General features: G+C 68.3%; 24 protein-coding genes. 13 read left to right on the forward strand and 11 right to left on the reverse strand.

Features of this window, described 5'->3' with window-relative positions; all coding sequences use genetic code 11:
* The first annotated feature begins 168 nt into the window (after positions 1-168).
* Positions 169-1809, forward strand: a complete 1641-nt coding sequence (locus tag M3C25_RS02655) for an HNH endonuclease signature motif containing protein (RefSeq protein WP_259854930.1) — start codon at positions 169-171, stop codon at positions 1807-1809.
* A gap of 201 nt (positions 1810-2010) precedes the next feature.
* Positions 2011-3426 carry a site-specific DNA-methyltransferase gene (locus tag M3C25_RS02660; RefSeq protein ID WP_259854932.1) on the forward strand — a complete coding sequence of 472 codons (1416 nt, stop codon included), beginning with the start codon at positions 2011-2013 and terminating at the stop codon, positions 3424-3426.
* On the opposite strand, the gene M3C25_RS02665 is transcribed toward M3C25_RS02660, so the two are convergent.
* Together M3C25_RS02665 and M3C25_RS02670 are read right to left on the reverse strand one after the other, a co-directional pair.
* Entirely contained in the window at positions 3353-4066 is a 714-nt protein-coding gene (locus M3C25_RS02665) for a response regulator (protein WP_259854934.1), read from the reverse strand. The genes M3C25_RS02660 and M3C25_RS02665 overlap by 74 nt on opposite strands.
* Before the next feature lie 73 nt (positions 4067-4139).
* Positions 4140-5591 carry a sensor histidine kinase gene (locus tag M3C25_RS02670; protein WP_259854936.1) on the reverse strand — a complete coding sequence of 484 codons (1452 nt, stop codon included), beginning with the start codon at positions 5589-5591 and terminating at the stop codon, positions 4140-4142.
* Positions 5592-5907: 316 nt separating this feature from the next.
* Here M3C25_RS02670 and M3C25_RS02675 point away from each other — a divergent pair, with 316 nt between their 5' ends.
* The gene (locus M3C25_RS02675; RefSeq protein WP_170274689.1) at positions 5908-6687 is read left to right on the forward strand and encodes a DUF4352 domain-containing protein; all 780 of its coding nucleotides are present in this window, start codon (positions 5908-5910) and stop codon (positions 6685-6687) included.
* A gap of 72 nt (positions 6688-6759) precedes the next feature.
* Here the strand turns inward: M3C25_RS02675 and M3C25_RS02680 are convergent, their stop codons facing one another.
* Both M3C25_RS02680 and M3C25_RS02685 read right to left on the reverse strand, forming a co-directional pair.
* Complete coding sequence (locus M3C25_RS02680; RefSeq protein ID WP_191726121.1) at positions 6760-7491, reverse strand: potassium channel family protein; 732 nt, start codon at positions 7489-7491, stop codon at positions 6760-6762.
* 40 nt (positions 7492-7531) lie between these two features.
* Positions 7532-8851 (reverse strand): TrkH family potassium uptake protein, encoded by a 1320-nt coding sequence (locus M3C25_RS02685; RefSeq protein ID WP_259854938.1) that lies wholly within the window; start codon positions 8849-8851, stop codon positions 7532-7534.
* 150 nt (positions 8852-9001) lie between these two features.
* On the opposite strand from M3C25_RS02685, the gene M3C25_RS02690 reads away from it, so the two are divergent.
* Complete coding sequence (locus tag M3C25_RS02690) at positions 9002-10474, forward strand: APC family permease (protein WP_259854940.1); 1473 nt, start codon at positions 9002-9004, stop codon at positions 10472-10474.
* Positions 10471-11700 carry a YycP family beta-propeller protein gene (locus tag M3C25_RS02695; RefSeq protein ID WP_259854942.1) on the forward strand — a complete coding sequence of 410 codons (1230 nt, stop codon included), beginning with the start codon at positions 10471-10473 and terminating at the stop codon, positions 11698-11700. The genes M3C25_RS02690 and M3C25_RS02695 overlap by 4 nt, the downstream gene beginning before the upstream one ends.
* Here M3C25_RS02695 and M3C25_RS02700 read toward each other — a convergent pair.
* Complete coding sequence (locus M3C25_RS02700) at positions 11675-13105, reverse strand: amidase (protein ID WP_259854944.1); 1431 nt, start codon at positions 13103-13105, stop codon at positions 11675-11677. The genes M3C25_RS02695 and M3C25_RS02700 overlap by 26 nt on opposite strands.
* An 88-nt stretch (positions 13106-13193) precedes the next feature.
* Here M3C25_RS02700 and M3C25_RS02705 point away from each other — a divergent pair, with 88 nt between their 5' ends.
* From M3C25_RS02705 to M3C25_RS02715, 3 genes are all read left to right on the forward strand, one after another.
* A complete protein-coding gene (locus M3C25_RS02705) occupies positions 13194-13934 on the forward strand; it encodes an HAD domain-containing protein (RefSeq protein WP_259854946.1) in 741 nt (246 codons plus the stop codon).
* Between the two features lies 1 nt (position 13935).
* Positions 13936-14751: a glutamate racemase gene (locus M3C25_RS02710; RefSeq protein ID WP_259854948.1), complete on the forward strand. Its 816-nt coding sequence runs from the start codon at positions 13936-13938 to the stop codon at positions 14749-14751.
* A gap of 197 nt (positions 14752-14948) precedes the next feature.
* The gene (locus M3C25_RS02715) at positions 14949-16472 is read left to right on the forward strand and encodes an L-lactate MFS transporter (protein WP_259854951.1); all 1524 of its coding nucleotides are present in this window, start codon (positions 14949-14951) and stop codon (positions 16470-16472) included.
* A 3-nt stretch (positions 16473-16475) separates the two neighbouring features.
* Here the strand turns inward: M3C25_RS02715 and M3C25_RS02720 are convergent, their stop codons facing one another.
* The gene (locus M3C25_RS02720; protein ID WP_180964767.1) at positions 16476-16619 is read right to left on the reverse strand and encodes a hypothetical protein; all 144 of its coding nucleotides are present in this window, start codon (positions 16617-16619) and stop codon (positions 16476-16478) included.
* A 58-nt stretch (positions 16620-16677) separates the two neighbouring features.
* On the opposite strand from M3C25_RS02720, the gene M3C25_RS02725 reads away from it, so the two are divergent.
* From M3C25_RS02725 to nadC, 3 genes are all read left to right on the forward strand, one after another.
* A complete protein-coding gene (locus M3C25_RS02725) occupies positions 16678-17568 on the forward strand; it encodes an NUDIX hydrolase (protein ID WP_259796545.1) in 891 nt (296 codons plus the stop codon).
* A 98-nt stretch (positions 17569-17666) separates the two neighbouring features.
* Positions 17667-18644 (forward strand): quinolinate synthase NadA, encoded by a 978-nt coding sequence (gene nadA, locus M3C25_RS02730; RefSeq protein ID WP_259854952.1) that lies wholly within the window; start codon positions 17667-17669, stop codon positions 18642-18644.
* Positions 18641-19501: a carboxylating nicotinate-nucleotide diphosphorylase gene (nadC, locus tag M3C25_RS02735; protein WP_259854953.1), complete on the forward strand. Its 861-nt coding sequence runs from the start codon at positions 18641-18643 to the stop codon at positions 19499-19501. Before nadA ends, nadC begins: the two co-directional genes overlap by 4 nt.
* 29 nt (positions 19502-19530) lie before the next feature.
* Here nadC and fdhD read toward each other — a convergent pair whose 3' ends face one another.
* Genes fdhD through M3C25_RS02760 form a run of 5 tightly spaced genes read right to left on the reverse strand, consistent with a single transcriptional unit; the run spans position 19531 to position 24298 of the window.
* Positions 19531-20379 carry a formate dehydrogenase accessory sulfurtransferase FdhD gene (gene fdhD, locus M3C25_RS02740; RefSeq protein ID WP_259796554.1) on the reverse strand — a complete coding sequence of 283 codons (849 nt, stop codon included), beginning with the start codon at positions 20377-20379 and terminating at the stop codon, positions 19531-19533.
* The gene (locus tag M3C25_RS02745; protein WP_259854955.1) at positions 20379-21488 is read right to left on the reverse strand and encodes a ThiF family adenylyltransferase; all 1110 of its coding nucleotides are present in this window, start codon (positions 21486-21488) and stop codon (positions 20379-20381) included. Before M3C25_RS02745 ends, fdhD begins: the two co-directional genes overlap by 1 nt.
* A complete protein-coding gene (locus M3C25_RS02750; RefSeq protein WP_259854956.1) occupies positions 21485-22525 on the reverse strand; it encodes a molybdenum cofactor biosynthesis protein MoaE in 1041 nt (346 codons plus the stop codon). Before M3C25_RS02750 ends, M3C25_RS02745 begins: the two co-directional genes overlap by 4 nt.
* Complete coding sequence (gene moaC / locus M3C25_RS02755; RefSeq protein WP_170274679.1) at positions 22522-23016, reverse strand: cyclic pyranopterin monophosphate synthase MoaC; 495 nt, start codon at positions 23014-23016, stop codon at positions 22522-22524. Before moaC ends, M3C25_RS02750 begins: the two co-directional genes overlap by 4 nt.
* Entirely contained in the window at positions 23009-24298 is a 1290-nt protein-coding gene (locus M3C25_RS02760) for a molybdopterin molybdotransferase MoeA (protein WP_259796564.1), read from the reverse strand. Before M3C25_RS02760 ends, moaC begins: the two co-directional genes overlap by 8 nt.
* An 89-nt stretch (positions 24299-24387) precedes the next feature.
* Here M3C25_RS02760 and moaA point away from each other — a divergent pair, with 89 nt between their 5' ends.
* Together moaA and M3C25_RS02770 are read left to right on the forward strand one after the other, a co-directional pair.
* A complete protein-coding gene (gene moaA / locus M3C25_RS02765; RefSeq protein WP_259854957.1) occupies positions 24388-25518 on the forward strand; it encodes a GTP 3',8-cyclase MoaA in 1131 nt (376 codons plus the stop codon).
* Between the two features lie 2 nt (positions 25519-25520).
* The gene (locus M3C25_RS02770) at positions 25521-25829 is read left to right on the forward strand and encodes a MoaD/ThiS family protein (protein WP_259796570.1); all 309 of its coding nucleotides are present in this window, start codon (positions 25521-25523) and stop codon (positions 25827-25829) included.
* The last annotated feature ends 40 nt before the right edge of the window (positions 25830-25869 follow it).

Here is a 25869-nt window from a genome sequence, read left to right on the forward strand (position 1 = left end):
TCCGGGCGCGGAGCGAATTCCCTATCCACAACACCTAATGACCACAAGTCGCAATATATGAGTTTTCTGGGAGAAGAAAATATTCATGGACATATATAGACACAGAGACACCATCTCTGTACGATTGTTGTTATAGAACGCACGAACCGAACGATGGAGTTGATGGACGTGCCGACACTCACTCGCAGAACCCACCGCGATGATCCCGCCTTTGACGAGCTGTCGGATTTCAGTGCCGCACTCACGACGATCGAACTCACGCACAGGAGCATCGACAGCTACCTCCTCGCGCAGCTGAAGAACCTCTTCGAGCTCTTCCTCAGCCGCATCAGCGCTGACAGCCCCGACAGCCATGCCGAACAGCTGGCCGCTGTGCGCGAACTTGTGGCGCCGTCCGTCAATACGGCACCGGCCGAACGTGAGGCTGTCAACGCCCGGCGACGCGCAGCATACGAGTGGATCGAGTCCCTCATCCCTGCCACGAGTCTCATCCATGCGGCTCAGCTGCTTGATGTGACGCCCAGCGAGATCGGCAACCGGGTCCGGTCGGCGGCACTCGGGATGATCTGCCTGCCCCAGGCGACCGAGCAGGCCGCCAAGCAGCTGCTCTCCTTTGAGCGGTATGCCCATGCCACCCGGCGAGCGCGCAGCCTCGACACGTCAGTGTTGCCGGAGTACGACGACGGGCTCGTGCGCATCCGCGCCTCTGACATGGCCGCGTTCAAACGTGCGGTGAGCCAGCTCGTCGCCCGCCTCTCAACACGCGAATCCCAGACCAAGCACATCCGCCAGCGCCGAGGGGTGAGCTTCCATTACGATCCGCATGGAGAAGCCACCATGGTGGCTCGTGGGCCGTCGCCTGCCATCGCCCTCCTCGAAGCACGCCTTACCGGTGTCGCCCGGGCAGTCATCACCGGCAACACCTCAAGTCTCGGCATCGTCAATGCCGGCGAACTCGCTGACGATCGTTCCCTGCGCGAGCTCATCTTCGACTTCCTGGCCAACTCCCTGCCAGCCGGGTTTGTGACCGTTTCTGCCGACGAGGGTGCCTCCACCAGCCCGGGTGAATCCGGTCCTGCGCGTGCCACTGGTGATCCGCCGACAGCAGACAGCCTCACAGTGCCGGCGGCGAATCCGTCCGGCATCGACATCGATGCCACGGCTGAGAACTACAGCAGGCACTACCGAGAGGTCGGCATCACCTGCCCGACAGAATCCGAATGGCTCAAACGCCAAGCCCGCGTGACGATCACCGTCCCTGCGCTCACACTTCTCGGCGACACCTCCGGCACCGAATCCGGCACCGGACGCAACTCAGGAGACCGATCCGCAGTCGGGGTGCCGGGAACCGTCAACGGCGCACCAGTGGCGCCGGACGTCGCCCGGCAGCTGGTGGGCAGCGGACACTCGACCGTGTACCGGCTCCTCACCGACCCGGTGACTGGCGTGGTTCTCGATCACGCAGCAGAGAAATACACGATCCCCGACCCACTCAGAACCGCGCTCATCGAGAAATGGCAGTTCTGCACACTTCCCGGCTGCGACCGCTCAGCCGTCAAAGCCGAACTCGACCACATCATCCCGTTCAACCACAGCAACCCGAGCGAAGGCGGGCTGACGACGATGCAGAATCTCCACCCGCTCTGCCGCCAGCACCACCAGATGAAGACCGAGCGGAAGATCTCCGTCACCCGTGACTCGCTGACCGGAATGCTGCACTGGAAGCTGCCCGGAGGTGTCACCACCACATCCGAACCGCCCAGCCACCCCATCAATCAGGCACACGCGGAACTGCTCAACCGCGTGTGACCGACAGCTCCACCTATCCTTCCCCGCCCCCAAGCGTCTGCCTGCCCCACCGGGCAGTGACAGAACGTTCTTCAGTAACTCCATAGAGATGAGGCAACGGTCGGGCGCCGGCCAGCGATGGCAGGCGCCCGACCACACCCCGATAGCCGGATGCACCCCGCCTTGAGTCCGAGCGATGCACGTCGCCTTATCATGAGCGAGATGACTGACGAGGAGCTGACACCGATCGGCCGCCCGCAGCTGCTGTGGCCGCTGCGCGAGCAGGCCGCAGCCGAGGTGCGCTCCCCGGCACGTGCCCGGCTCACCGGCTGGCAGGTGCCCGGCGCCTCGGCAACGGCCACCGGTCCCGAGGCGGTGGCTGGGGTGAGTGCGGATGCGAACCTGCTCATCGAAGGCGACAATCTGCCAGCCCTCAAGCTGCTGCAGCCCACACATGCCGGACAGGTCAAGGTCGTCTACATCGACCCGCCGTACAACACCGGCAGCAGTCTGAGCTACGCCGATCGGGCACGGGGAGATGCTGCGGTCACCAGCAGAGATGCATGGTTGGCGATGATGTATCCCAGGCTTGTCCACGCGCGTGCCCTCATGCGCAACGACGGGGTCATCTTCGTCTCGATCGACGACCGGGAATCGGCAGCCGTGCAGCTGCTGTGCCATGAGATCTTCGGTGAGGAGAACTTCCTCGGCACGTTCGTCCACCAGCGCGCCAAGGGCGGTGGGAACGCGAAGTTCTTCGTCCGCGGCCACGACTACGTCCACGTCTGGGCCAAGGACGCTGCACAGGCCAGCGGCTTCACCACCGAGAAGCGACCTCCGGCCAAGTACGAGCGCATCGACGGACAGCTCATGCTCGTCGAAGACGATGTGCTCAGGGTCAGTTTCGGCAAGTACACGCGCGGAACCGAGCGACGGCTGATGTATGAGGACATCGTCGCAGTGCGCGGACAGGCGAAGAAGGACGAGGTCGATGCCGGGATCGCCGCCGGGCGCTACCAGCTGCGGCCATGGGGCGAAGGCAAGCACGCGGTGGTGCGGCTGACGCCGGCGCATCTGGCGAGTTCGAAGATGTACTCGATCATCCGCGCACTCGGTGAGACCGGCCGGCAGGACCTCATCGACCTTGGTCTCGGCGGGATCTTCGCCTACCCCAAACCCGTCGAGCTGCTCACCGCTCTCATCGCCTCCCAGACGATGTTCGACCCCGAGGCGATCGTGCTCGACTTCTTCGCCGGCTCCGGCACGACCGCGCAGGCCGTCATCGAGCTCAACAGACGTGACGGCGGCTCGCGCCGATTCGTGCTCATCCAGCAGCCCGAGCCCATCCGGGCCGCCGGCGGCGCCCGGGTGGGTGCACACGCCGATGCCGAGGCGGTCGCGCAGTTCCCTACGATCAGCGCATTCATGGCCGAGCGGGTCAAGCGGGCCGGCGGAGACTTCATCGCGGTGACCGTGACGGCTGGCGAGGCTGAGGGCCGCGCTGCGAGTGAGGCTGACGCTGCCGGTGACGCGGTGGCCGGCTGCGACCTGGATGCTGCGAGCCTCAGGGCTGCCGGCGAGGCGCAGTGCGCAGCCGCGGCGGGGCAGCTCCGGACATCCGCGCCCGCTCAACCATGACGGCGATGTGGACGCGGTTGCTCGTGTCAAGCTTGGCGTTGATCCGGTTGAGGTGGGTTTTGACCGTCGCCGGGCTCATGAAGGTGGCCTCAGCGATCTCCTGATTCGACAGCCCTTCGGCCACCCGCGCGGCGATCTCCAGCTCCCGGTCCGTCAGTTCGGCCAGCAGCTCGACGGCGTCGCGCTGCAGCTGCTGATCGCGGTTCGCCACGACGGTGTTGAGCACCTGCCGCAGCGAATGCGGTGAGAGGATCGGCTCGCCCCGGTGGACGGTGCGGATCGCCTCGGCGAGGTCGGCCGGGCCGATGTCCTTGAGCAGATAGCCCGCGGCCCCTGCCTCGAGCGCGCGGAAGAGGTAGTCGTCGCTGTCGAAGCTCGTCAGTGCCACAACAGTGGGCGGGCGGACTCCGTTGACGAGGCGCTCGATCGCCTCGATGCCGCCGATGCCCGGCATCCGGATGTCCATGAGCACCACATCGGGAAAGTGCAGGGCGACCTGTTCGAGAGACTCTTCGCCGCTGAGCGCCGAGCCGACGACATCGATGCCGGCAGCGGCGGCCAGGATGCCTTTGATGCCGGTGACGACCATCGGATCGTCGTCGACAACGACGACACGGATCGGGGCATCGGTGTCGGTCATGACTGCAACATTACCGGAGGACCCGGCCCACTCCGGAGCAGCACGGGAGGTGCGAGGACTGGGTGGAGACAGGTCAGGGGCCCGAAGGGTCGGCCGGGGCGAGCGGAGGTGCCGGCCGGTTGAACGGCGGGAAGACGACATCGACGACGAACTCGCCGCCGTGCACCCCGAGCTGGGCGTGCCCGCCGAACGCGGCCGCACGCTCGCGGATCGTCTCCAGCCCCGCACCTGAACCGGTGTACGAGAGATCCGAGGTGCCTGCCGCCTCGGCCGCGGGAACCGGATTCGACACCCGGATCCGCACCCCGGCAGCCGCCGAGGCGGTCACACTCAGCTCGACCGGCGCACCGGGCGCGTGCTTCATCGCGTTGGTCAGCGCCTCCTGCACGATCCGATAGGCGGCGCGGTCGACGGGAGTCGGGGCGCTGTCGAGGTCTTCGATGATGATCGTCTGCCGGATGACGGTGCCGGTCGCCTGCACGGAGGCGATGAGCTGAGGCAGGGACCGCATCGAGGCGAGGTTGGGCGGGGTCGAGGCGTGGCGCCGGGCCTGCACGCCGGCAAGCGTCCCAGCCCGCACCCCGCCGACGAGGTGGCGCAGCTCCTCAAGCGAGGCGTGCGCCTCCCGGCGCAGCGCTGAGGCGGTGGAGGTGACATCGGCTGCGGAGTCTGAGCCGACTTCCAATGCGCCGCTGTGCAGCGAGATGATCGACAGCCGGTGGGAGAGCGTGTCGTGGAGTTCGCGAGCGAGCAGCTCGCGTTCGGACTGCCGGGCGAGTTCGGCTGTCAGTGCCGCGTTGAGCTCGACTTCATGGGAGGCGAAGGCCTCGACGGCCTGCATCCGGCGGGTGCGGCGCAGCAGCAGACCGAATCCCAGGCTGAGCCCGAACGCCACCGCCGCAACGGCGATCGTCAGCCCGTTGACGGCAGTGGCGGACTCCGGGGGCGGCGCGGCAGTGGCGAGCCCGGTGGGCTGGATGCCGGGGTCGATGAACAGGATGGAGTACGGGTTGAGCTCAGTGCGGTTCAGGCACAGCCGGAGCGTGGAGACCGTCGTGAGCAGACCGCCTGCGATGGCGGCGATGAGAGCCTGCCGACGGGGGCTGCGGATGAGCAGGTGGAACATGCCGATGAGCATGAGCAGGCAGTCGCCCCAGCCGGCGGCGAGCATCGCACCGACGATGAACGGCGCCCACGGCCACCGATGCCGGACGAAGACGGTTGCCCACAGCGGCACGAGGACGAGCACGGTCATCACGCCGAGGTTGCCGAGCTGCCCGTCATCGAAGGCCCAGGGCGCAGCGATGAGCGCCATCATCGAGATGATGAGGCCGATGAGGTAGGTGACGATGCCGACGACGATGCTCGTGGCGATGCGCAGCCAGCGCGGAAACCGGCTGCCCGGCAGCTGCCGGTCCGCCGTCCGGGCTGGAGGTGCTGGCGCGGCAGCCGGGCCCGAGGCGGTGGCTGGGTGCGGTGCGCTGCCCGCGTGCCCACCGCTGCCCTGCGCAGGTGATCCTGGCACGCCGGCAGGCGCCTCCGGACCGTGAGCTGGAGGCGCATACCGCGGGGCTGCTGGCCTGCGGCTTGGCGGCTGGGATGGATGACCTGACACAACTGCATCGTATCCGCCGGCACAGACCTGCCAGTCGGCCAACCGGCTCATGCTGTGTCCACCGATGAGCTCGCGCAGTCGAGCCGATCGGCGGACGCGCAGCACCCGGCGCTCGATGAGGCTGGAGAGGTCAGAATCATCACCCCGGCAGCTGGACTCCAGCTGCCACCAGCGCCCGCAGCGCGGCCACTCGGCGGCACCGGGCTCGACTCGATCAAGGAGCGTCATGTCCAACCCCTACGACCCCGCACAGCCGCAGCCGGATTCCCAGCCGGGCCAGCCGGGCCCACAGCACCCTCAGCACGCGCAGACCGGACCGTATGGTCAGCAGGGCCCGTACGGGCAGGTCGATGGGCAGACCGCGCCCGTGGGCACCCAGCAGCAGTGGGGCGCGCAGCCGCCGGTGAAGCAGAAGAAGCCGCTGTTCAAGCGCTGGTGGTTCTGGCTCATCATCGGCATCGTCCTCATCGCGATCATCAGCTCGATCGCCGGCGGCGATGACACCTCCGGACCAGCCGACGAGCAGGGCGCTGCGGAGGAAGCCGACACCTCGGCCGAGGAATCCGGAGCCGGTGAGGCCGACGCTGCCGACGAGGAGCCGGCGGCAGCGACGTACGGCATCGGCGACACCGTTGAAGCCGACGGCTGGGAGATCACCGTCAGCAGCGTCGAGGACGGCATCTCGACAGTCGGTGACGAGTTCCTCAACGCGCAGGCGCAGGGACAGTTCGTCACCGTGAAGATGTCGGTGAAGAACACCTCCAGCTCACCGGAGTACTTCTTCGAGGACAGCATCAAGCTCGCAGACGACGCCGGCAACACCTACTCCTCGGATTCCGAGGCCGGGATCTACGCCGGGGAGGATTCGCTGCTGCTAGAGGAGATCAACCCGGGCAACACCGCCTCGGGCACGATCGTCTTCGACGTCCCCGCCGATGTGACGCCCGATCGGCTGATCTTCGAAGGCGGCTTCTTCTCCACCCCCGTCGAGGTCGCGCTGTCCTGAGCACTCGTTCGCCGAGTCCACCTGCGCTGAGCCCGCCGCCGAGGTCGCGGCGGGCTCAGCTGCACCGCAGGCTCAGACGTGTTTGTCCAGGGCGCTGAAGCGCTCGACGGCATCGGGGGCACCGGCGATGATGATCTCATCATCAGCCTCCAGCACCGTCCCACCGTCCGTGTTCGCCCACCCGGCACCGGGATGCTTGACGGCGATGACGGTGACCCCATGCGTCCCGCGCAGCCCGAGCGCGCTCAGCGGCTGGCCGAGCACCCGCACCGGCGGCTGGGTGCGCACGATCGCATAGTCGCTGTCGATGCGCAGGAAATCGGACATGTGCCCGCGGATGAGATGCGCCAGCCGGCGGCCCATATCGTCTTCTGGGTTGACGATCTGCTTGACGCCCAGCTGCGCGAGGATCTCCGCATGCGCTTCGGTGATGGCTTTGGCCCAGATCCGCCGGTGACCGCTGCGCATGATCCGCGAGGTCGTCAGGATGCTCGCTGCCAGGTCCGAGCCGATGGCGACGACGACCCTGCTGGCCTCAGCGACGCCGAGTTCGGCCAGTGCGGCGTCCTGGGTGGCATCAGCACAGGTGATGAACGGCAGCTCATCGCGCAGCGCCTCGACGACGGCTTCGGACCGGTCGATGCCGACGACATCGACGCCGAGCGAGGTGAGCTCACGGGCCAGCGAGGCGCCGAAGCGGCCGAGCCCGATGACGACGACAGCACCGTGCTCGGCCATCGGCGTCGGGTCGCCGGTGAAGAACGTGCGGGCCTTCGAACGCCACGGGACGTGGGTGTCATTCATGGGCGGATCCTTTCAGGAGGCGGTCGGCAGGCGGGGAGGCTCAGCCGATGAGCGGGCGTTCCTTGGGCAGTTCGTGGTGCTCGCGGTGCTGTCGCAGCGCCAGCGCCGAGGCGAGCATGACCGGGCCGATCCGTCCGGTGGCCATGACCAAGATGATGATGCACTGCGCAGCCGGCGGCAGGTCGCCGGTGATCCCGGTCGAGAGTCCGACAGTCGCAAACGCGGAGACGACTTCGAAGAGCACCTGGTCGAAGGCGAAGCTCGGCTCCATCAGCATGATCGCCATCGTCGCCGAGACGATGAGGGTCAGCGCCAGCACGATGACCGTCGTCGCCTGACGATGGACGAACCGCGAGACCCGCCGGCCGAAGAGGACGACGGTGCGCCGGCCGGAGATCTCCGCCCACGTCATCGCCGCAAGCACCGCGACGGTGGTGAGCTTGACACCGCCAGCAGTGCCGGCCGGGCCGCCGCCGATGAACATGAGGATGTCCAGGCCGAACCACGACACCGGGTGCATCTCGGCGATGTCGATCGAGTTGAAGCCGGCGGTCCGCGCGATCGTCGATTGGAAGAACGCCGCCAGCAGCTTCTGCCAGCCGTTGAGGTGACCCATCGTCGCCTCGTTCGACCATTCCTGGGCGAGCAGGAAGAGGGTGCCTGCGACGAGCATGATCGGGGTGAGGCACACGACGATGCGGGTTGTCATCGACCAGCGCATCGGGAACCGGTAGCGGTAGGCGAGTTCGGTGAGCACCGGGAAGCCCATCCCGCCGATGATGACGGCTAGGCAGATCGGCAGGCTGATGAAGGGGTCCCCGGCATAGGGCATGATCGAGTCGGCCCGCAGCGCGAACCCGGCGTTGTTGAACGCCGAGATCGCATGGAAGATGCCGTGGTAGATCCCCTCACCGGGAGTATCGGCATACCGGGTGGCGAACCGGATGCTGAGCAGGCAGGCGACCACCGCCTCGGTCACGGCCGAGAACGCGAGGATCCGCAGCACCATCGGCCGCAGCCCGCCGAAGTCCTCGGTCTTCGTCTCGGCAGCGACCGTTTGACGCAGCTGCAGACCAGTGCGGCGGGCGACGAGCATCGCCAGCAGCATCGTGAAGACCATGACGCCGAGCCCGCCGATCTGGATGAGCGCGAGGATGACGACCTGGCCGAAGAGAGTGAAGTCCCCGCCGGTGTCGAGGACGACGAGCCCGGTGACGGAGAATGCCGAGGTGGTGGTGAACAGCGCGTCGATGACGCCGATGCCGCCCGGGGCCGTGGTGGCTGCAGGCAACATCAGCAAGGCCGTGCCGATAGTGATGACCACGGCGAAGCCGACGATGATCCGTGCCGGAGGGGACACTACCGTCCAGACCGGAGTAGGTGATGGGTTATCGTTTCTCTCAGCACAGCGTAATCCTAATCACAGACTGGCCGCTGCGCGCAGCAGCACGGTGATTTTTCTCGGCCACGTGAAGCCTCGGCCGATGAGAGCGACAAGGAAGTTGGATTCATGACCCACGAACAATCTGCACCCGAGGATCGGGGCCACGGATTCGTCAAGGCGCTCGGCACGGTCGACGTCCTCTTCATCGGCTTCGGCGCGATGATCGGCTTCGGCTGGATCGTGCTGACCGGCGGCTGGCTCGATGACGCCGGAACGCTCGGCGCGCTGCTCGCCTTCGCCGCCGGCGGTGTCATCATGGGCTTCGTCGGCGTTGTCTACTCCGAGCTCGTCGCCGCGATGCCGCATGCCGGCGGTGAGCACAATTACCTCATGCGCGGCATGGGCCCGCGCCTGGCGATGCTCGGCTCCTGGGGCATCACCGGCGGATACATCGGCGTCGTCATGTTCGAGGCCGTCGCCGTGCCGCGCACCATGACCTACCTGGTGCCCAACATCGAGCACATCCACCTGTGGACGGTCGCCGGCTTCGACGTCCACCTGACCTGGGCGCTCATCGGCTCGATCACCGCGGTGCTGCTCACCTGGCTCAACATCCGCGGCATCAAGATGACCTCGCTGGTGCAGACCTTCGTCGTGTCCTTCCTGCTGCTCGTGGCCCTCGTGCTCATCGCCGGCGCGTTCGTCGGCGGCGACACCGCCAATACCCAACCGCTCTTCCACGGCGGCGTCGGCGGGTTCATGCTCGTGCTGGCCGTCGTGCCGTTCCTGTTCGTCGGCTTCGACGTCATACCGCAGTCGGCTGAGGAGATCCGCATCCCGCCGCGCAAGATCGCCCGCCTCGTCGTCTTCTCCGTCGTCATGGCCGTCATCTTCTACCTCGTCGTCATCTTCACGACCTCACTCGCCCTGCCGGCCGATCAGCTCGTCGGCCTCGATCTCGCCACCGCCGATGCGGTCGCGGCGATGTTCGGCTCGGACCTCATGGGCAAGATCGTCATCGCCGGCGGTCTGGCCGGCATCATCACCTCGTGGATCGCCTTCCTCATCGGCTCCTCCCGCCTCATGTGGGCGATGGCCCGTTCGGGCATGATCCCGCAGTGGTTCGCCGTCCTCCACCCGAAGTACGGCACCCCGGTCAACGCGCTGCTGTTCATCGGCGTGCTCTCCGCTGCCGCCCCGTTCCTCGGCACCGCGATGCTCGGCTGGGCCGTCGACGCCGGCTCGCCGATGATCGTGCTGACCTACTGCATGGTCTCGATCACCTTCCTCATCCTGCGTCGCCGCGAACCGGACATGGAACGTCCGATGCGCATCGGCGGCGCCGGAAACGGCGGCATGGCCATCGGCGTCGTCGCCGTCGTGCTCACCGCACTGCTGTTCGTCATGTACGTCCCGGAGCTCACCCCGCTCTCGGTCACCCTCGACTGGCAGTCCTACCTCATGTTCGGCATCTGGATGCTCGTGGGCGTCGTGCTGATGTTCCGCGTGCCCGGCGGCATCCACGCAGGCCCCGATGCTGAGGACCGGCTGCTGGAGAAGATCCGGGCCCGCCGCGGCACCGACGGTCCCGCCTGGTGAACCGGGCCCGAGGCGGTGGCCGGGTCGCGCGTGCGAGCGCGGCTGCGATCGTGCTCACCGCCTCGGCGACCGGCTGCGCCGGCGGCGACGGCTTCCAGCCGCGGCCGGGACTCGTCGACGACACCCGGGCGGCGATCATGCTCTCGATCCCGCAGCTCGGGCAGAAGCTCGGCGGTCAGGCCGGGGCACTCGTTCTCGTCCATGCCGACGGCACCCGTTCGGTGCACCGGACCGGCGGCATCGAGACCGGCACGGTCGCGTCTGCTGACGGGCACATCTTCTACTCCGACGCCGAGCACGACTATGTGCTCTCCGACGAGCTCGTCACCTACGACCACCCCGAACCGGAGTCCATGGCGATGGCGACGATCCCGCTGGGCGGGGACCGGTTCGCCACCGCCTTCAACGTCGGGTCCGGCGATCACGGCTTCGAGTACGCGATGGCGACGAACGCTCCTGGTGAGCTCAAGCGGCACGTGCTGTGCGGAGAGTTCACCAGCCTGTCGAACTGCGACGGGACCCTCAGCGTCGTCGTGTCCGAGAGCTCGATCGAGCGTGACATCCCGCGCGACACCTACCTCACCTTCACACCCGACGGCTCCGGGGTCGCCGCCGAGCAGCTGCACGACTACGGCCAGCAGACCGATGCGCGGCCCAGCGAGCGGATCTCGACGATCCAGCAGACCGCCCAGCCCTGCTACCGGGGATCACCGCTGGTGATGGCGCATCTCGACGAGACCGAGGCGTACCCGGAGATGGAGTTCACCGAGGCGATCAACGTGCGCATCCTCGACGCCGGCACCCGTCAGGTGACCGACCATCGAGTCGAGGGCAGGCCGCACTCCGAGGTCGGCAGCGAACTCGAGCGCACCGATCTCATCGCCCCGGTCACCTCGGCGGCCGTCGTCGACGGCGATGACCTGCTGACCGTCAACAGCAGCGGGCATGTGTGGCAGGTCGATCTGCGCACCGGCGAGCCGACCGAGCTGCATGTGCTGCCCGATGTCGAGCCGGGCCAGCTCGGCGGCGCCGTGCACATCACCGCCGATCACATCACGCACGTCGCCGCTGATGCCGAGGCCGGGGTCGGCCCGGAGCTGCGGATGTACGACACCCGCACCGGCAGCCGCGTCATCGACCCGATCCCGGTGCCGGAGATCAGCGAGTTCGAGGACGGCGACGACAGGGTCGTCACCGACATCACCGCGGTGACGCCTCGGGAGTGAGGGCCGGCAGCCGGGCTTCGAGTGCGGCGGCGATCCGGAAGACGGTGGCATCGTCATAGGCGCGGCCGACGACCTGCGCACTCGTCGGCACGCCGTCGGCTGCGACCCCGGTCGGCATCGCCATGACCGGCAGCCGGTTGGCGATGTTGAACGGTACCGTCATGTGCCGTTGCCAGTAGAACTCGCATCCATCGAGGCCGTCGATAAAGAAGTCGTCGACAGCCAGACTCGCCACCGCCGAGGTGGGGGTCACGAACGCATCGACGCCGGACAGTGCGGCAGCGATCTGGGTCTGGATGCGGTGCTCGAGGACGAGGGAGTCGACGACGGAGAACCGGCTGGCCCAGCGTTCGGTGAGTTCGAGGAAGCGCTGCGTGTACGGTTCGAGCAGCTCGGTGCGTCCGTCGCTCATGCGGCGGATGTTGCCGGCCAGGAAGTGCCCGTAGTGGGCCATCGACGCATCGGTGATGTCGGCGAGGTTGAGGTTGAGGTCGATGTCGGCGACCTGCGCACCCGCGGCAGCCAGCGCATCAGCGGCACGCTGCAGGCCGGCGGCGACATCCGGGTCGACGTCGTAACAGCCGAGGTCCGGGCTGATGCCGATCCGCAGACCGGTGAGCTCGCCTGAGACGAGGTCGTCCGGACCCGGATAGGGCTGCGGCGTCGGGACGGTGCCGTGGTCGTCGGGGTCGAGACCGCAGATGATGCCGGTGGCCAGGGCGGTGTCGGCGACGGTGCGGGCGAGGATGTGATCACCGCGGTACCAGTCCTGGTTGAGCGGCGGGGTAGCCGGGGTGCGGCCGAAAGGGGTCTTGAACCCGGGCAGCCCGCAAAACGCCGCCGGAATGCGGGTCGAGCCGGCGATATCGCTGGCGGTGGCCAGCGGCGCGTAGCCGAGCGCGACCGCTGCACCGGAGCCGCCGGAGGATCCGCCGGGGGTGCGCTCGGGATTGAAGGGGTTGCGGGTGATGCCCCACTCACGGGTCTGCGTGAAGGTCGCACACGACATCTCGGGCGTGGTCGTGCGGGCGAACGGAATCGCTCCAGCAGCCCGCAGCCGGGCGACGATCGGATGGTCGGCAGCCGCGATGCGACCGGCGAGCGCCTGCGACCCGCGGGTCGCCGAGCAGCCGGCGACGTCGTGCTGCTCCTTGACGAGCAGCGGGATCCCCAGCAGCGGCGGCAGGTCGCGCCCGCCAGCACGGTAGGCCTCAGTTGCGGTGGCTGCGGCCTCGCGGGCAGGTTCGGCCATGATGTCCATGACGGCGTTGAAGCTGTCGTCGAGGGCCTCGATGCGCCGGATGCATGCCTCCAGGTACGCCGTGGGGGTGAGGTCTTGGGTGCGGAAGGCGGCCACCGCCTCGGCGATGGTGAGTGTGTGCAGGGAAGCATCGTGAATCGTCATACCCGAATGATGGCACAGCCAGCCTCTGACCCAGGGGCTTCGCTCGCAGCCGGGCCCGAACTAGGCTATAGGTGAGGAGGGAGATGGCGTGACGATCGCAGACCTGCGAGACACCGGCGCTTCAGCGCGCCGTGCCGCCCGTCATGTCACCCTGTTCCTCGACGTCGACGGAGTGCTGAATTCCTACCCCGTCACTGGACTGCGGTTCCTGCGCGAGGGCCGCAGGAAGGTCCGCGCCTGGCATTACGAACTGCATTTCCGGCCGCGGGTCGTGCGCTTCCTCGACCGGCTCACCCGCCGCCGGCTCGTCGACATCGTGTGGCTGTCGACGTGGTCGCAGCGCTGCCGCACCGAGATCGAGCCGAAGCTCGGATTCCGCTCCAGCTTCGCGGTCATTCCGATGCCCGATGACACCTACAACCGGTTCGCCAACGACCCGCACGAATGGTGGAAAGCCCGCGCCGTCGAGGAGTGGTTCGCCGCGCACGAGGAGGGCCGCGCGATCTGGATCGACGACGATCTCACCGCCCCTGAGACCCGCGCGCACTTCGAGCAGAAGTACGGTTCACGGCTGCTCATGATCGCCCCCGAGTTCTCCCAGGGGCTGAGCGAAGACCACTTCTCCCTCATCCGCGACTTCACCTACCGCCGCGCGGTGCCGGCACCAGCACGCCGCACACTCCTGACCACAGAGCCGACCGGCGAGCTTGCGGCCGTCCAGGTGCCGGCGCCCGGCCTGACGAGCACCGACAGCCTCGCCGGCGACAATGCCGCGGTCGCCAACGACTTCCCCGCCGGCATCGGCACGACCTACCATGGAAAGGCCTGACATGACGCCCAGTCCCGGAACGCGCACCCGCCCGGTCATCGGGATCATCGATTCCGGGCTCGGGCTCGTCAGCTACGCCGACGCACTTCACCACCAGTACCCGGCCGCCGACCTTGTGCTCGCAATGGACCCGGACTGGATGCCCTACGGGGCACTCGACCCCGAGGTGGTGGCTGAGCGGGCACTGCAGTCGGCCAATGCGCTCAGCCCCTGGCAGCCCGATGCGATCGTCGTCGCCTGCAACACCGCCTCCGTCCACGCCCTGGAGCGGTTGCGCGAAGTCTACGAGCCCGGCACCCCGATCATCGGCACTGTGCCGGCGATCAAATCCGCCGCTGCCACCGGAGAGGACTTCGCCGTCTGGGCGACACGAGCGACGACCCGCTCGGCTTATCAGGAGGGGCTCATCGCCGAATTCGCCTCCGGCATCACCGTCCACCAGGTGCCCTGCTACGGCTTAGCCGACGCCATCGATGCCGCCGATGAAGCCCGCATCGGCGAAGCGATCGCCGCCGCCGTGGCCGCCACTCCCCCGGCCGCGTCGGGGATCGTGCTCGGCTGCACGCACTTCGGGCTCGTCGCCGACCGGATCCTGCAGCAGCGGCCGGGCACCAGCGCCCTGTTCGACTCCCCCCACGCCGTCGCCCGCCAGACCCTCAATCGCCTCGGGCTCGCCCCGGTGACCGACGCCTCGGCGCCGGAAGCCACCGAAACCGGGCGGGTGCTGGCGACCTACATGTCCGGCCGGCGCGCCGGGCTGCCCGACACGCTCGACGCCTACCCGGCGGGAGTGCGACTGCGCGCCATCGAGAACTGAGCCGTTGCGCGCGGTCAGTCGGGCCGGCGGTGCAGATGAGAACCGTCACCGGATTGAAACCGAACGCTGTTGACCGGCGTCCGAGAAGCTGGATAACGTCGAAACACTACCCCAGCGCATGCGCCGGCGACATTCCCACACCGCAGTGGCAGTCGAGCGGCGATCGCGTGCCCCACCACTTCTGAAAGGTCTCCTCAGTGGGTGTTCTCGACCGCGAAGCCATCGTCGCTTCTCCCAAGTTCAATCGGTGGCTCATTCCCGCCGCGGCCCTGGCCATCCACCTGTGCATCGGCCAGGTGTACGCCTTCTCCGTCTTCAAAGCTCCGCTCATGGACCACTTCGCCGTGCGCGAGGTGGCCGTCGGCTGGATCTTCTCGCTGGCGATCCTCATGCTCGGGCTCTCCGCCGCCTTCGGCGGCACCTGGGTGGAGAAGGCCGGGCCGCGCAAGTCGATGGCGCTGGCCGGACTGTGCTGGGTCAGCGGCTTCATCGTCGCGACCTTCGGGATCTCGACCGGACAGCTGTGGCTCGTCTACCTCGGCTACGGGTTCATCGGCGGCATCGGCCTGGGCATCGGCTACATCTCCCCGGTCTCGACGCTCATCAAATGGTTCCCCGACCGTCCGGGCCTGGCGACTGGCCTGGCGATCATGGGCTTCGGCGGCGGTGCGCTCATCGCCAGCCCGGCCTCGAACGCACTCATGACTCACTTCGGCGGCGGGCCCGATCCCGAGCAGCTCGTCAACGGCATCATCCCGACCTTCATCACCCTGGCGATCGTCTACGCGCTCGTCATCACCGGCGGCGCCTACTGCATCCGCGTGCCGCATCCGGACTGGAAGCCGGCCGGCTGGGACCCCTCCAAGGTGAAGGAGAAGCCGCTGCAGACGACGAAGAACGTCTCGGCGAACTCCGCGATCAAGACCCCGCAGTTCTGGATGCTGTGGATCGTGCTGTTCACCAACGTCACCGCCGGCATCGGCATCCTGGAGAACGCCGCGCCGATGATCCAGGACTACTTTCCGCAGATCACCGCGGCCGCAGCCGCCGGATTCGTCGGCATGCTGTCGCTGACGAACATGGCTGGCCGGTTCGTGTGGTCGAGCCTGTCGGACTACATCGGACGCAAGAACATCTACATCGTCTACCTCGGCCTCGGGCTGCTGCTGTACCTCGCGGTGGCCGTCGTCGGCGGCGGATCGCTGTTCCTGTTCCTCATCGCCACCCTCATCATCCTGTCGTTCTACGGCGGCGGCTTCGCCACCATCCCAGCCTACCTGCGCGACCTGTTCGGCGTCTACCAGGTCGGTGCGATCCACGGCCGGCTGCTGACCGCGTGGGCGGCAGCCGGTGTGGCCGGCCCGCTCATCGTCAACCTCGTCGTCGAGTCTCAAGCCGCAGCCGGCAAGTCCGGCCCAGACCTCTACAACCTCTCGCTGTACATCATGGTCGGCGTGCTGGCCATCGGCTTCATCGCCAACGCCCTCGTCCGCCCGGTTGATGCCAAGCACCACGAGTCCGAGGAGGTCGTCGCCGCTGCGCAGGGCCGACCGGATCCGGGCGCCGTGGCAGCTGAAGAGACGCGTGCGCACAGGCGCGATGAGAACGCGCAGAACGGCGGCTTCCACGCCACCATCGCCGTGGTTCTCGCCGGTGTCGTGTGCGCCGGCCTGCTCTACGGACTCGTGCAGACGGTCATCAAGGCCACCGCGCTGTTCTGATCATCAGCGTTCTGGCGGCTGACCTCGTCTGCTTCCGACGCCGAGGTGCGTCGCCGTGACGGCGTGCTCGAAATGCCTCATCCTGCCGAGGAAGCCCGCGGCACCGATGCTGATGACGGTGACGGCATCCATGATCGAGTTGTGCATAACGGTTCCGTAGAATCACCGGTGAACGCCCGCCGCACGCAGAGAGGGAGTCGAGACGATGAGCGCCGGCCAGTCCTACCTCGTCAGCGGCAACCTCGTCGCCGTCATCACCGCCGTCCGAGACGCCGTGCCGTACGTGCTCACAACCGGCGGCGGGACGACCCTGCCGGCCGGGCCGCTGCAGCGCAGCCACCGCTCAATGCAGGAGGGCATGCGAGCGTGGGTGCTGCGCCAGACTGGCTGCGAGCTCGGCTACATCGAGCAGCTCTACACCTTCGCCGACCGCAACCGCGGCTCCGGTCCCGCCCTCGAAGTCTCCTATCTCGGGCTGACGACGATGGAACCCGGGGCCGAGGCGTGGCGCAGCTGGTACGAGTTCTTCCCCTGGGAGGACCGCCGGAACGGCTCTGAGGTCGTCGACGAGATCATCGCGCCGGCTCTCGGGCGTTGGGTTGAAGAGGCAGCTCACGACTGCCAGGACGGTCGCCGGGTGCGCTGTGAGGCGGCCTTCGGGCTGGCCGGCCGGCCGTGGCATCCGGACATGGCATTAGCGCGCTATGAGCTGCTCTACGAGGCCGGGCTCGTCCCCGAAGCCGGCGCCGAAGATCCTGTGCCGGGCCGGCCGATGACTCCGCATCACCGGCGGATCCTCGCCAGCGGGATCGCCCGGCTGCGCTCGAAGATCCAATATCAGCCGGTCATCTTCGAACTCCTCCCGAAGACCTTCACCCTCACCGGGCTGCAGACTGCTGTCGAGGCGATCGCCGGCCAGGAGCTGCACACGCAGAACTTCCGCCGGCTCGTGGCCCAGCAGCAGCTCGTCGAGGACTCCGGTCAGGTCGCCTCCAGCACCGGTGGCAGGCCCGCCAAACTCGTCCGGTTCCGCCGCAGCGTCCTCGATGAGCGCGCCGCAGCCGGCACCAAGCTGCCGATCCCCCGCGTGAAGTAACCGTCAGCCCACCCACGCTGACCAGCCGGTTTGCTCCCTCGCGCCTTTATGCTCATACTGAGCATAATAAGTTCCGGCAGCCCGAGCGAAGGAGCCGCATGCCGACCGTGACGATCGACACCGATGCCCTGTACCAGCGCGTCGACTCCGTCATCCCCCGCATCGAGTGGGCGACGATGGAAGACGACATCGCCGCCGTCTGGCGACTCAAGGAGGAGCGCAACGCCGTCATCCTCGCCCACAACTACCAGACCCCGGAGATCTTCCACGGGGTTGCCGACATCGTCGGCGACTCCCTGGCTCTGGCCCGCGAGGCCGAGAGAGCCGATGCCGATGTCATCGTGCTCGCCGGCGTGCACTTCATGGCCGAGACTGCCAAGCTGCTGAATCCGGAGAAGACCGTTCTCGTCCCTGATCTGCGTGCCGGCTGCTCGCTGGCCGAATCGATCACGGCAGCCGACGTCCGGCAGCTCAAGGCGGACAATCCCGGCGTTCCCGTCGTCACCTACGTCAACACATCGGCGGCGGTGAAGGCAGAGTCCGATATCTGCTGCACTTCGGGCAATGCGAAAGCGGTCATCGAGTCCCTCGGCACCGACCGGGTCATCATGATCCCGGATGAGCACCTGGCGGCGAACATCGCCCGCGACTGCGGCGTCGAGGTCATCACGTGGCCGGGCCGCTGCGAGGTCCACGACCGGTTCACCGCCGCCGACATCGAACAGGTGCGCCGCGACCACGAGGGCGTACTCGTCATGGCCCACCCGGAGTGCCCGCCGGATGTCGTGGCCGCCAGCGACATGGCCGGTTCGACCGCGCAGATGCTCGCCCACGTCGCGCAGCAGCGGCCCAAGCGCGTCGCGCTCATCACCGAATGCTCGATGAGCGACAACATCGCCGCCGAGATCCGCGACGTCGAGATGATCCGGCCGTGCAATCTGTGCCCGCACATGAAGCGCAACTCGCTGGCCAACATCCGGGCCGCGCTCGAGGGCATGCAGCACGAGGTGACGATCGACCCCGACGTCGCCGACCGCGCCCGCGCCGCCGTTGACCGGATGCTTGCGATCTCATGACCGGTGAGCTGGCTGCGCTGCCGAAGGTGATGATCGAAGATCTCGTCCGCAATGCGCTGTTAGAGGACTTCGGCCGCGCAGGCGACCTGACGACGACGGCGACGGTGCCTGCCGGGATGCGGGCGATCGCTGTCCTTGCCGCGCGCCAGCCCGGGACGGTCGCCGGTCTCGACCTGGCCGCCCTCGCCTTCGAGCTGCTCGACCCCGCCGCCGAGGTGGTGGTCTCGAAAGGCGACGGCTGCCGGGTGGGTGCTGGTGAGGAGATCGCCACGATCACCGCCGATGCCCGCGCGCTGCTGAGCGGTGAACGGGTGGCCCTGAATTTCCTCGGACATCTGTCGGGGATCGCCACTGCGACCGCCACGCTCGTCGATGCGGTCGCCGGGAGGTGTGCAGTCACCTGCACGCGGAAGACGACGCCTGGGCTGCGGGCGGTTGAGAAGTATGCAGTGCGCTGCGGCGGCGGAATGAACCACCGCACCGGGCTCGACGATGCGGTCCTCATCAAGGACAACCACATCGCGCTGGCCGGCGGCGTGACGGCCGCAGTCGAGCAGGTGCTCGCCCAGGTCGGACATCTCGTCGCCATCGAAGTCGAAGTCGACACGCTCGATCAGCTGCGCGAGCTGCTGGAGATCTCCGATGGTGTTGACGCGGTGCTGCTGGACAATATGGAGCCAGCTCAGCTGCGAGAAGCCGTGGAGCTCATCGACGGCCGCCTGACAGCAGAGGCCTCAGGGCGGATCACAGTCGAGACGGCACCGGCGATCGCTGAGACCGGCGTTGATCTCATCTCCGCCGGCTGGCTGACCCATTCGGCTGCGGTACTCGACATCGGGCTGGACATTCAGGCGTGAGGGGCCTGGTCTCACCGGATCTGCTGGAATCAGTGCAGGCGCTGTTCGTGGGAGTAAGCGTTGAAGGTGGAACCGCGGTTGAAGCCGATGACGGTGACACCGAGTTCTCGCCCGAGGTCGACGGCGAGTGCTGACGGGGCCGAGACTGCCGAGAGCATCGGGATGCCGGCCATCGCGGCCTTCTGCACGAGTTCGAAGGAGGCCCGGCCCGAGACCTGCAGGACAGCCCGGTCAGCCGGCAGCAGCTTCTGCTCCAGTGCCCAGCCGAGGACCTTGTCGACGGCATTGTGTCGGCCGACATCCTCTCGCAGAACCAGCAGGTCCGGTTCCCTGCCATCCTCCCCCGCCTCGGGAGCGGTGAACAGGGCTGCCGCATGCACCCCGCCGGTGGAATCGAACAGACCCTGGTGCGACCGCAGCAGCTCGGGCAGGGCGAGCACCGCGGATGGACTGATGAACCCGGGTTCCGGCGCGGCGACAGGGTAGGCGGATTCCTTGCGGACGGCTTCGATCGAGGCGGTGCCGCAGATGCCGCAGGCACTCGAGGTGTAGACCTGGCGGGCTCGGAAGGTCTCGCGGTCCCACACGCCGGGCTGCAGGCGGACGGCGGCGACGTTGTAGTTGCGGCTGCCATCGGGGTCGAGTCCGGAGGCGAAGTCGACCTCGACGATGTCAGCCATCGACGTGATGACGCCTTCGGTCAGCAGGAAGCCGGCGACGAGCTCGACATCGTCCCCGGGGGTGCGCATGGTGACGGTGAACTGCTCGCCGTCGAGGCGGACTTCCAGCGGCTCCTCACCGGCAAGTGCGTCGGCGCGGGCGCGGACCTCGCCGGAGGCGTCGAAGCGATGGACGCGGGAGCGGACGACCCGGCGCATCACAGCCCCTCGTCGAGGTGCTTGTACCAGGCGTCGATCCCGCCGGTGAGGTGCTTGACCTGGGCGCCGGACTGCAGGAGGACGCGGGCGGCGGCCTGGGAGCGGGCGCCGGACTTGCAGTACAGCACCACCTCGGCGTCAGAGGACTTCGCCTCGTCGATGAGTTCAGCAACCGCCTCGCTGCCGGCGGGAGGTTTCTCGGTGAACTCGCCGACCGGGATGAGGCGGGCACCGGGGATGATCCCGGTCTCAGTCTCATAGGGTTCGCGCACATCGACGAGCACGAGCGGCCGTCCCTGCACTTCGAGCGCGTCGACCTCCTCCTGCAGCTGGGTGCAGTTGAGGGCGGGCACGAGGTCGAAACCCACCTCTGCGGCGGTGGCCGGGCGGCGGACGGCCGGGTTGGCGCGCAGCGGCAGCCGCTCCCAGCCGGCAGTGCGGATGTCGTAGATGAGCACGGTGCCGATGAGCGGCCGACCGAAGTCGAGGATGAGCTTGAGCGCTTCACCGGCCTGGGCGACGCCGAGGATGCCGGGGACCACCCCGAGCACGCCGGCCTCCGCGCAGCTGGGGATCGCCCCGGGCGCCGGCTGGCTGGGCAGCAGGTCGCGGTAGACGGGCCCGCGGGAGGCGTGGAAGACGCTCAGCTGCCCGCCGGTCGTCAGCACCGAGGCCCACACGTGCGGGATGTCGGCGACCGTGGTGGCATCGGAGACGAGATAGCGGGTGTCGAAGTTGTCCGCCCCGTCGATGACGATGTCGTAGCCGCTGATGATCTCGTAGGCGTTGCCGGCGTCGAGGCGGATCGGGTGCATCTCGACGGTGACGTTGGGGTTGAGCGCGTTGACGGTCGCGGCAGCCGAGACGGTCTTCTCGATGCCGACGTCGGCGGTGGTGTGCAGGATCTGCCGGTGCAGGTTCGACAGTTCGACCTCATCGTCATCGACGATGCCGATCGTGCCGACACCGGCGGCAGCGAGATACAGGGCTGCCGGCGATCCGAGTCCACCGGCGCCGATGATGAGCACGCGCGCCCGGCCAAGCGCATGCTGGCCGGCGACCCCGACACCGGGGACGGTGATCTGCCGCGCATAGCGGGGGTGGCTCATGAGCCGATCCCCACCCAATCGTGGCCGCCGGTCGCGTAGTGCTGCTGCTTCCAGATCGGCACCTCGGCCTTGATCCGGTCAACAAGTTCGGCGCAGCAGGCGAACGCTTCGCGCCGGTGAGCGGCGGCGACCGCGACCAAGAGTGCGTCCTCACCGACGGCAAGGCTGCCGATCCGGTGAGCAGCCCAGATCCGCACCCCACCGGACTCAGCCGCGAACTCCTGGGCGACTGCCGCGCAGGTCGCGGCGAGGATCTCACCGGCCTGCGGGTGGGCGGTGTAGTCAAGCCCGGTGACGTCGTCGCGGCCGGAGTCGTGGTTGCGGATAACCCCGCGGAAGCTCGCGACCGCACCCATCTGCGGGCTCAGGACCGCGACGGCGGCGTCGTCTGTGAGAGGGTCCTCGGTGATGGATGTGTGGACGACTCCGGTTGCCGGTCCCGAGGCGGGGGCCGGCTGAGCAGGGTGGCGGTGGGAGTCGTCGTGGTCGCGGACGTCTGCGAGCTGTGCCTGCAGGTGGTGGAGGACGGAGTCGAGGACGGTGATGCCGTCGCGCACCCCGCCGGGTGAGCCTGGAAGGTTGCAGATGAAGGTCTGCCCGCACAGCCCGGCCCTCCCGCGGCTCATCATCGCCTCGTCGAGCTTCTGCAGACCATAGGCCCACAGCGCGTGCATGATCCCGGGGGCGGGCCGGTCGATGAACTCAGCTGTCGCCTCGGGGGTGCTGTCGTCGCTGTTGGTGCCGGTCCCGCCGGTGGTGAAGATGAACCGCGGGCGCTCGCCTGCCGGCAGGTCGACGAGCAGGCGCTGCAGTGCCGTGCGCACCGGGGCTCCGTCGGCGACGATGATCGGATCGGGCACGCGGTAGCCGTGGCCGGTGAGCCAGTCGGTCAGCAGCGGCCCGGTCGTATCGGCGGCTCGACCTTCGGCGGCGGCGGTCGAGACGACGATGACAGCCGCCCAGTCGCCGGCGCCGAAGTCCGGCTTGCGCTTGATGCGGCGGCCGGGCTGGAAGGCGAACTCATCAGCCTTGCTCATGGGAGGCCTCCCTTCTCATCAGCGGCGCGGTGGTAGTCGCCGCTCTTGCCGCCGGTCTTGGCCACGACGCGGGTGGTGGTGATCTCGGCGGCCTTGTCGAGAGCCTTGATCATGTCGTAGACGGTCAGGGCCGCGACCGAGGCGGCGGTCAGGGCCTCCATCTCGACTCCGGTGACCGCGGTGGTCTTGACGCGGGTGCGGATGTGCACGCCGGCCGGCAGCCGGGTGAAGTCGACGGTGACCCCGCTGATGGGCAGCGGGTGGCACAGCGGCACGAGCTCGGGGGTCTTCTTCGCGGCCATGATCCCGGCGACCCGGGCGACGGCGAGCACATCGCCCTTCGGGGCGGTGCCTGCGAAGATCTGCTCGACGACGTCGGCGGTGGTGGCCACGACCGCCTCGGCGGCGGCGGTGCGGGCGGTCACCGGCTTGTCCGACACGTCGACCATATGGGCGGTGCCGTCGGCGCGGACATGGCTGAGCTCACTCACTGTGGGCCTCCTCAAGCGGCAGAATCTGGACGGTGGATCCGGCCGGGACGGTCTCGTCACCAGGGGGGATGCGGATGAGTGCGGTGGCCTGCGCGGCCCCGGCGAGCAGGTGGGAGCTGGTGCCGGAGAAGGCGGCCGCGGTGACGTGACCGGTGTCGTCGGTGTGCCAGGTGCCGCGCCGGATCTGCTCGCGGCGGGCCAACGGGGTGACGTCCTCGGTCAGGGAGGCCGGCTGCCAGCGGTGGGCCGACGTGCACCGGTAGCCGGCGGCCAGCGCTGGCCGCAGGAACATCTCGGCTGAGACCCAGGTGCTCACGGGATTGCCGGGGAAGCAGATGATGACCGCGCCCGAGGTGTGGGTTCCGAGGCCCTGCGGGCCGCCGGGCTGCATGGTCACCGATCCGAAGGCCGCACACCCTTCGAGTGCCTGGCGGATGACTTCGTAGCGGCCGGCGCTGATCCCGCCGGAGGTGATGATGAGATCAGGCGCGTGGGCGGCGACGTCGGCTTCGAGGACGGCGGCGAAGTCGGCGACGGTGTCGGAGATGAGCCGGGAGGCGGCGACGGTGACGCCGTTGCGGTCCAGCCAGGCGGCGAGCATCGTGAGGTTCGCGTCGTACAGGGCGCCCGGGCGCAGCGGGGTGGTGCCCGGGGCGCTCACTTCGTCACCGCCGGTGTAGATGACGGCCCGCGGCCTGGCGTGGACTGCCACCTCGGTCTGTCCGAGTGCGGCGATGGTGCCGAGCCCCGGGACGGTCAGGCGCGTGCCGGCAGCCAGCAGCAGGTCCCCGGTGCGGGCGTCGGAGCCGGTGGGACGCACGAATGTCCCAGCTGACACCTCGGGCACGGTGATCTGACCGGCCGTCACGGCGGCATCGAAGCTCGTCGCGTCGGTGTCTTCGATCGGGATGACCGCATCGGCCCCGGCGGGGATCGGCGCGCCGGTCATGATCGGGGCGGCGTGAGCATCCGGCAGCGGGTCGGGCCAGTGGCCGGCCGGAATCATCGGTGCCAGCGGCAGGGTGGCAGGCGTGTCGGCTGCGCAGACGGCGAAGCCGTCCATCTGGGAGTTGTCAAAACCGGGCAGGTCGCCGGTGGCGGTGACATCAGCGGCGAGCACCCGGCCGGCGGCTGCCGCCAGCGGCAGGGTTTCGGTGCGCACGCGCTCCCCGCCGACGGTGCGCGCGCTGGCCTGGGCGGCCACCGCCTCGGCGACGGCACGGATGTGGGCGGTGACCGAGCGTGCACCCGTCGCCGGCCAGCCGTCTGCAGTCGTGATCATGGACTCAAGCCTAGTCCCCGAAGCTCCACGCCCGGTGGACGCGCGGGCCTTTCTAGCCGAGACACATGCGCGGTTGCTAGACTCGGTGCATGTCTGTTGAGCTGGGACTTCCCACCGTCAGGCCCACTGCCGGCAATGTCGCCGCGTCGCTGGCACGCCGGGCCGCCGATGCCCCTGCCTCCGGGCCGCTGCTCGACCAGTTCGGCCGGGCCGGCACCGACCTGCGCATATCCCTGACAGACAAATGCAATCTGCGCTGCACCTACTGCATGCCCGCCGAAGGCATGGACTGGATGCCGCAGGAGTCCCTGCTCACCGCCGATGAGGTGGTGCGGATCGTGCGCATCGCCGTGCGCGACCTCGGGGTCGAGAAGCTGCGACTGACCGGGGGCGAACCGCTCATCCGGCCCGATCTTGAGGCGATCATCGCCGGCATCCGCGCCGAGCACGCCGAACTGCCGGTCGCCATCACCACCAACGGCATCGGCTTAGCCGCCCGCGCAGCCAAGCTCGCTGAGGCCGGGCTGTCGCGGATCAATATCTCCCTGGACACGATCGACGCAGACACCTACGCGACGCTCGCCCGCAGGGACCGGCTCACCCAGGTGCTCGACGGCATCGACGCCGCCCAGGCCGCGGGCCTGTCACCTGTGAAGATCAACGCGGTGCTCATGCGCGGGGTCAACGACGACCAGGCCGCAGGCCTGCTCGACTTCGCACTGGCCCGCGGGCTGGAGCTGCGGTTCATCGAGCAGATGCCGCTTGACGGCGATCACGGTTGGACGCGGGCGAACATGGTCACCGCCGAGGAGATCCGCACCCAGCTGAGCGCACACTGGGATCTCATCGCCGACGACGTCCCGCGCGCCGGCGCCCCAGCTCAGCGGTGGCGGGTCTACCCGCACGCAAGCACCGCCTCGGGAACGGTCGGGGAACCACTGGGCCGGGTGGGGATCATCGCCTCGGTGACCGAGCCATTCTGCGGCGACTGCACCCGCACTCGCATCACCGCCGAGGGCAAGATCCGCTCGTGCCTGTTCTCGCATGAGGAGTTCGACCTCTCGCTGCTGCTGCGCTCGGATGCCGATGATGCCGCTGTCGGGCAGGCGTGGCGGCAGGCGATGTGGCTCAAGCCGCGCGCCCACGGCATGGGCCGGCCCGGTCTTGACAGCGACGAGTACGTCCAGCCGGAGCGCTCGATGAGCGCGATCGGAGGGTGAGCATGGGTCAGCAGCACACCGCGCCCGAGGCGGGTCACGGCTGGGAGGTCACCGTCCGGTATTTCGCCGCCGCCCGCGCTGCCGCCGGTGGGATCGCCGAAGAGCAGGTGCCGCTTAATGAGCCGGTGAGTGAGGCGCAGCTCTTCGAGCTGCTGGCCGAACGGCACCCGGAACCACCGGCTGGAGAGCCGGCGCTCAAGACTGTGCTGGCGGAGAGCTCGAGCTTCGTCGACGGGTTCGTCGTGCTCGAGGGAACGCTCATCAACCCTGGTCAGCGGGTCGATGTGCTGCCGCCGTTCGCCGGCGGGTGAGCGGGCACAGGCAGCGTCTGCGGTGGGCTGAGCGGCTGCG

The organism is Brevibacterium luteolum (assembly GCF_025147615.1).
Taxonomy (GTDB): domain Bacteria; phylum Actinomycetota; class Actinomycetes; order Actinomycetales; family Brevibacteriaceae; genus Brevibacterium; species Brevibacterium luteolum.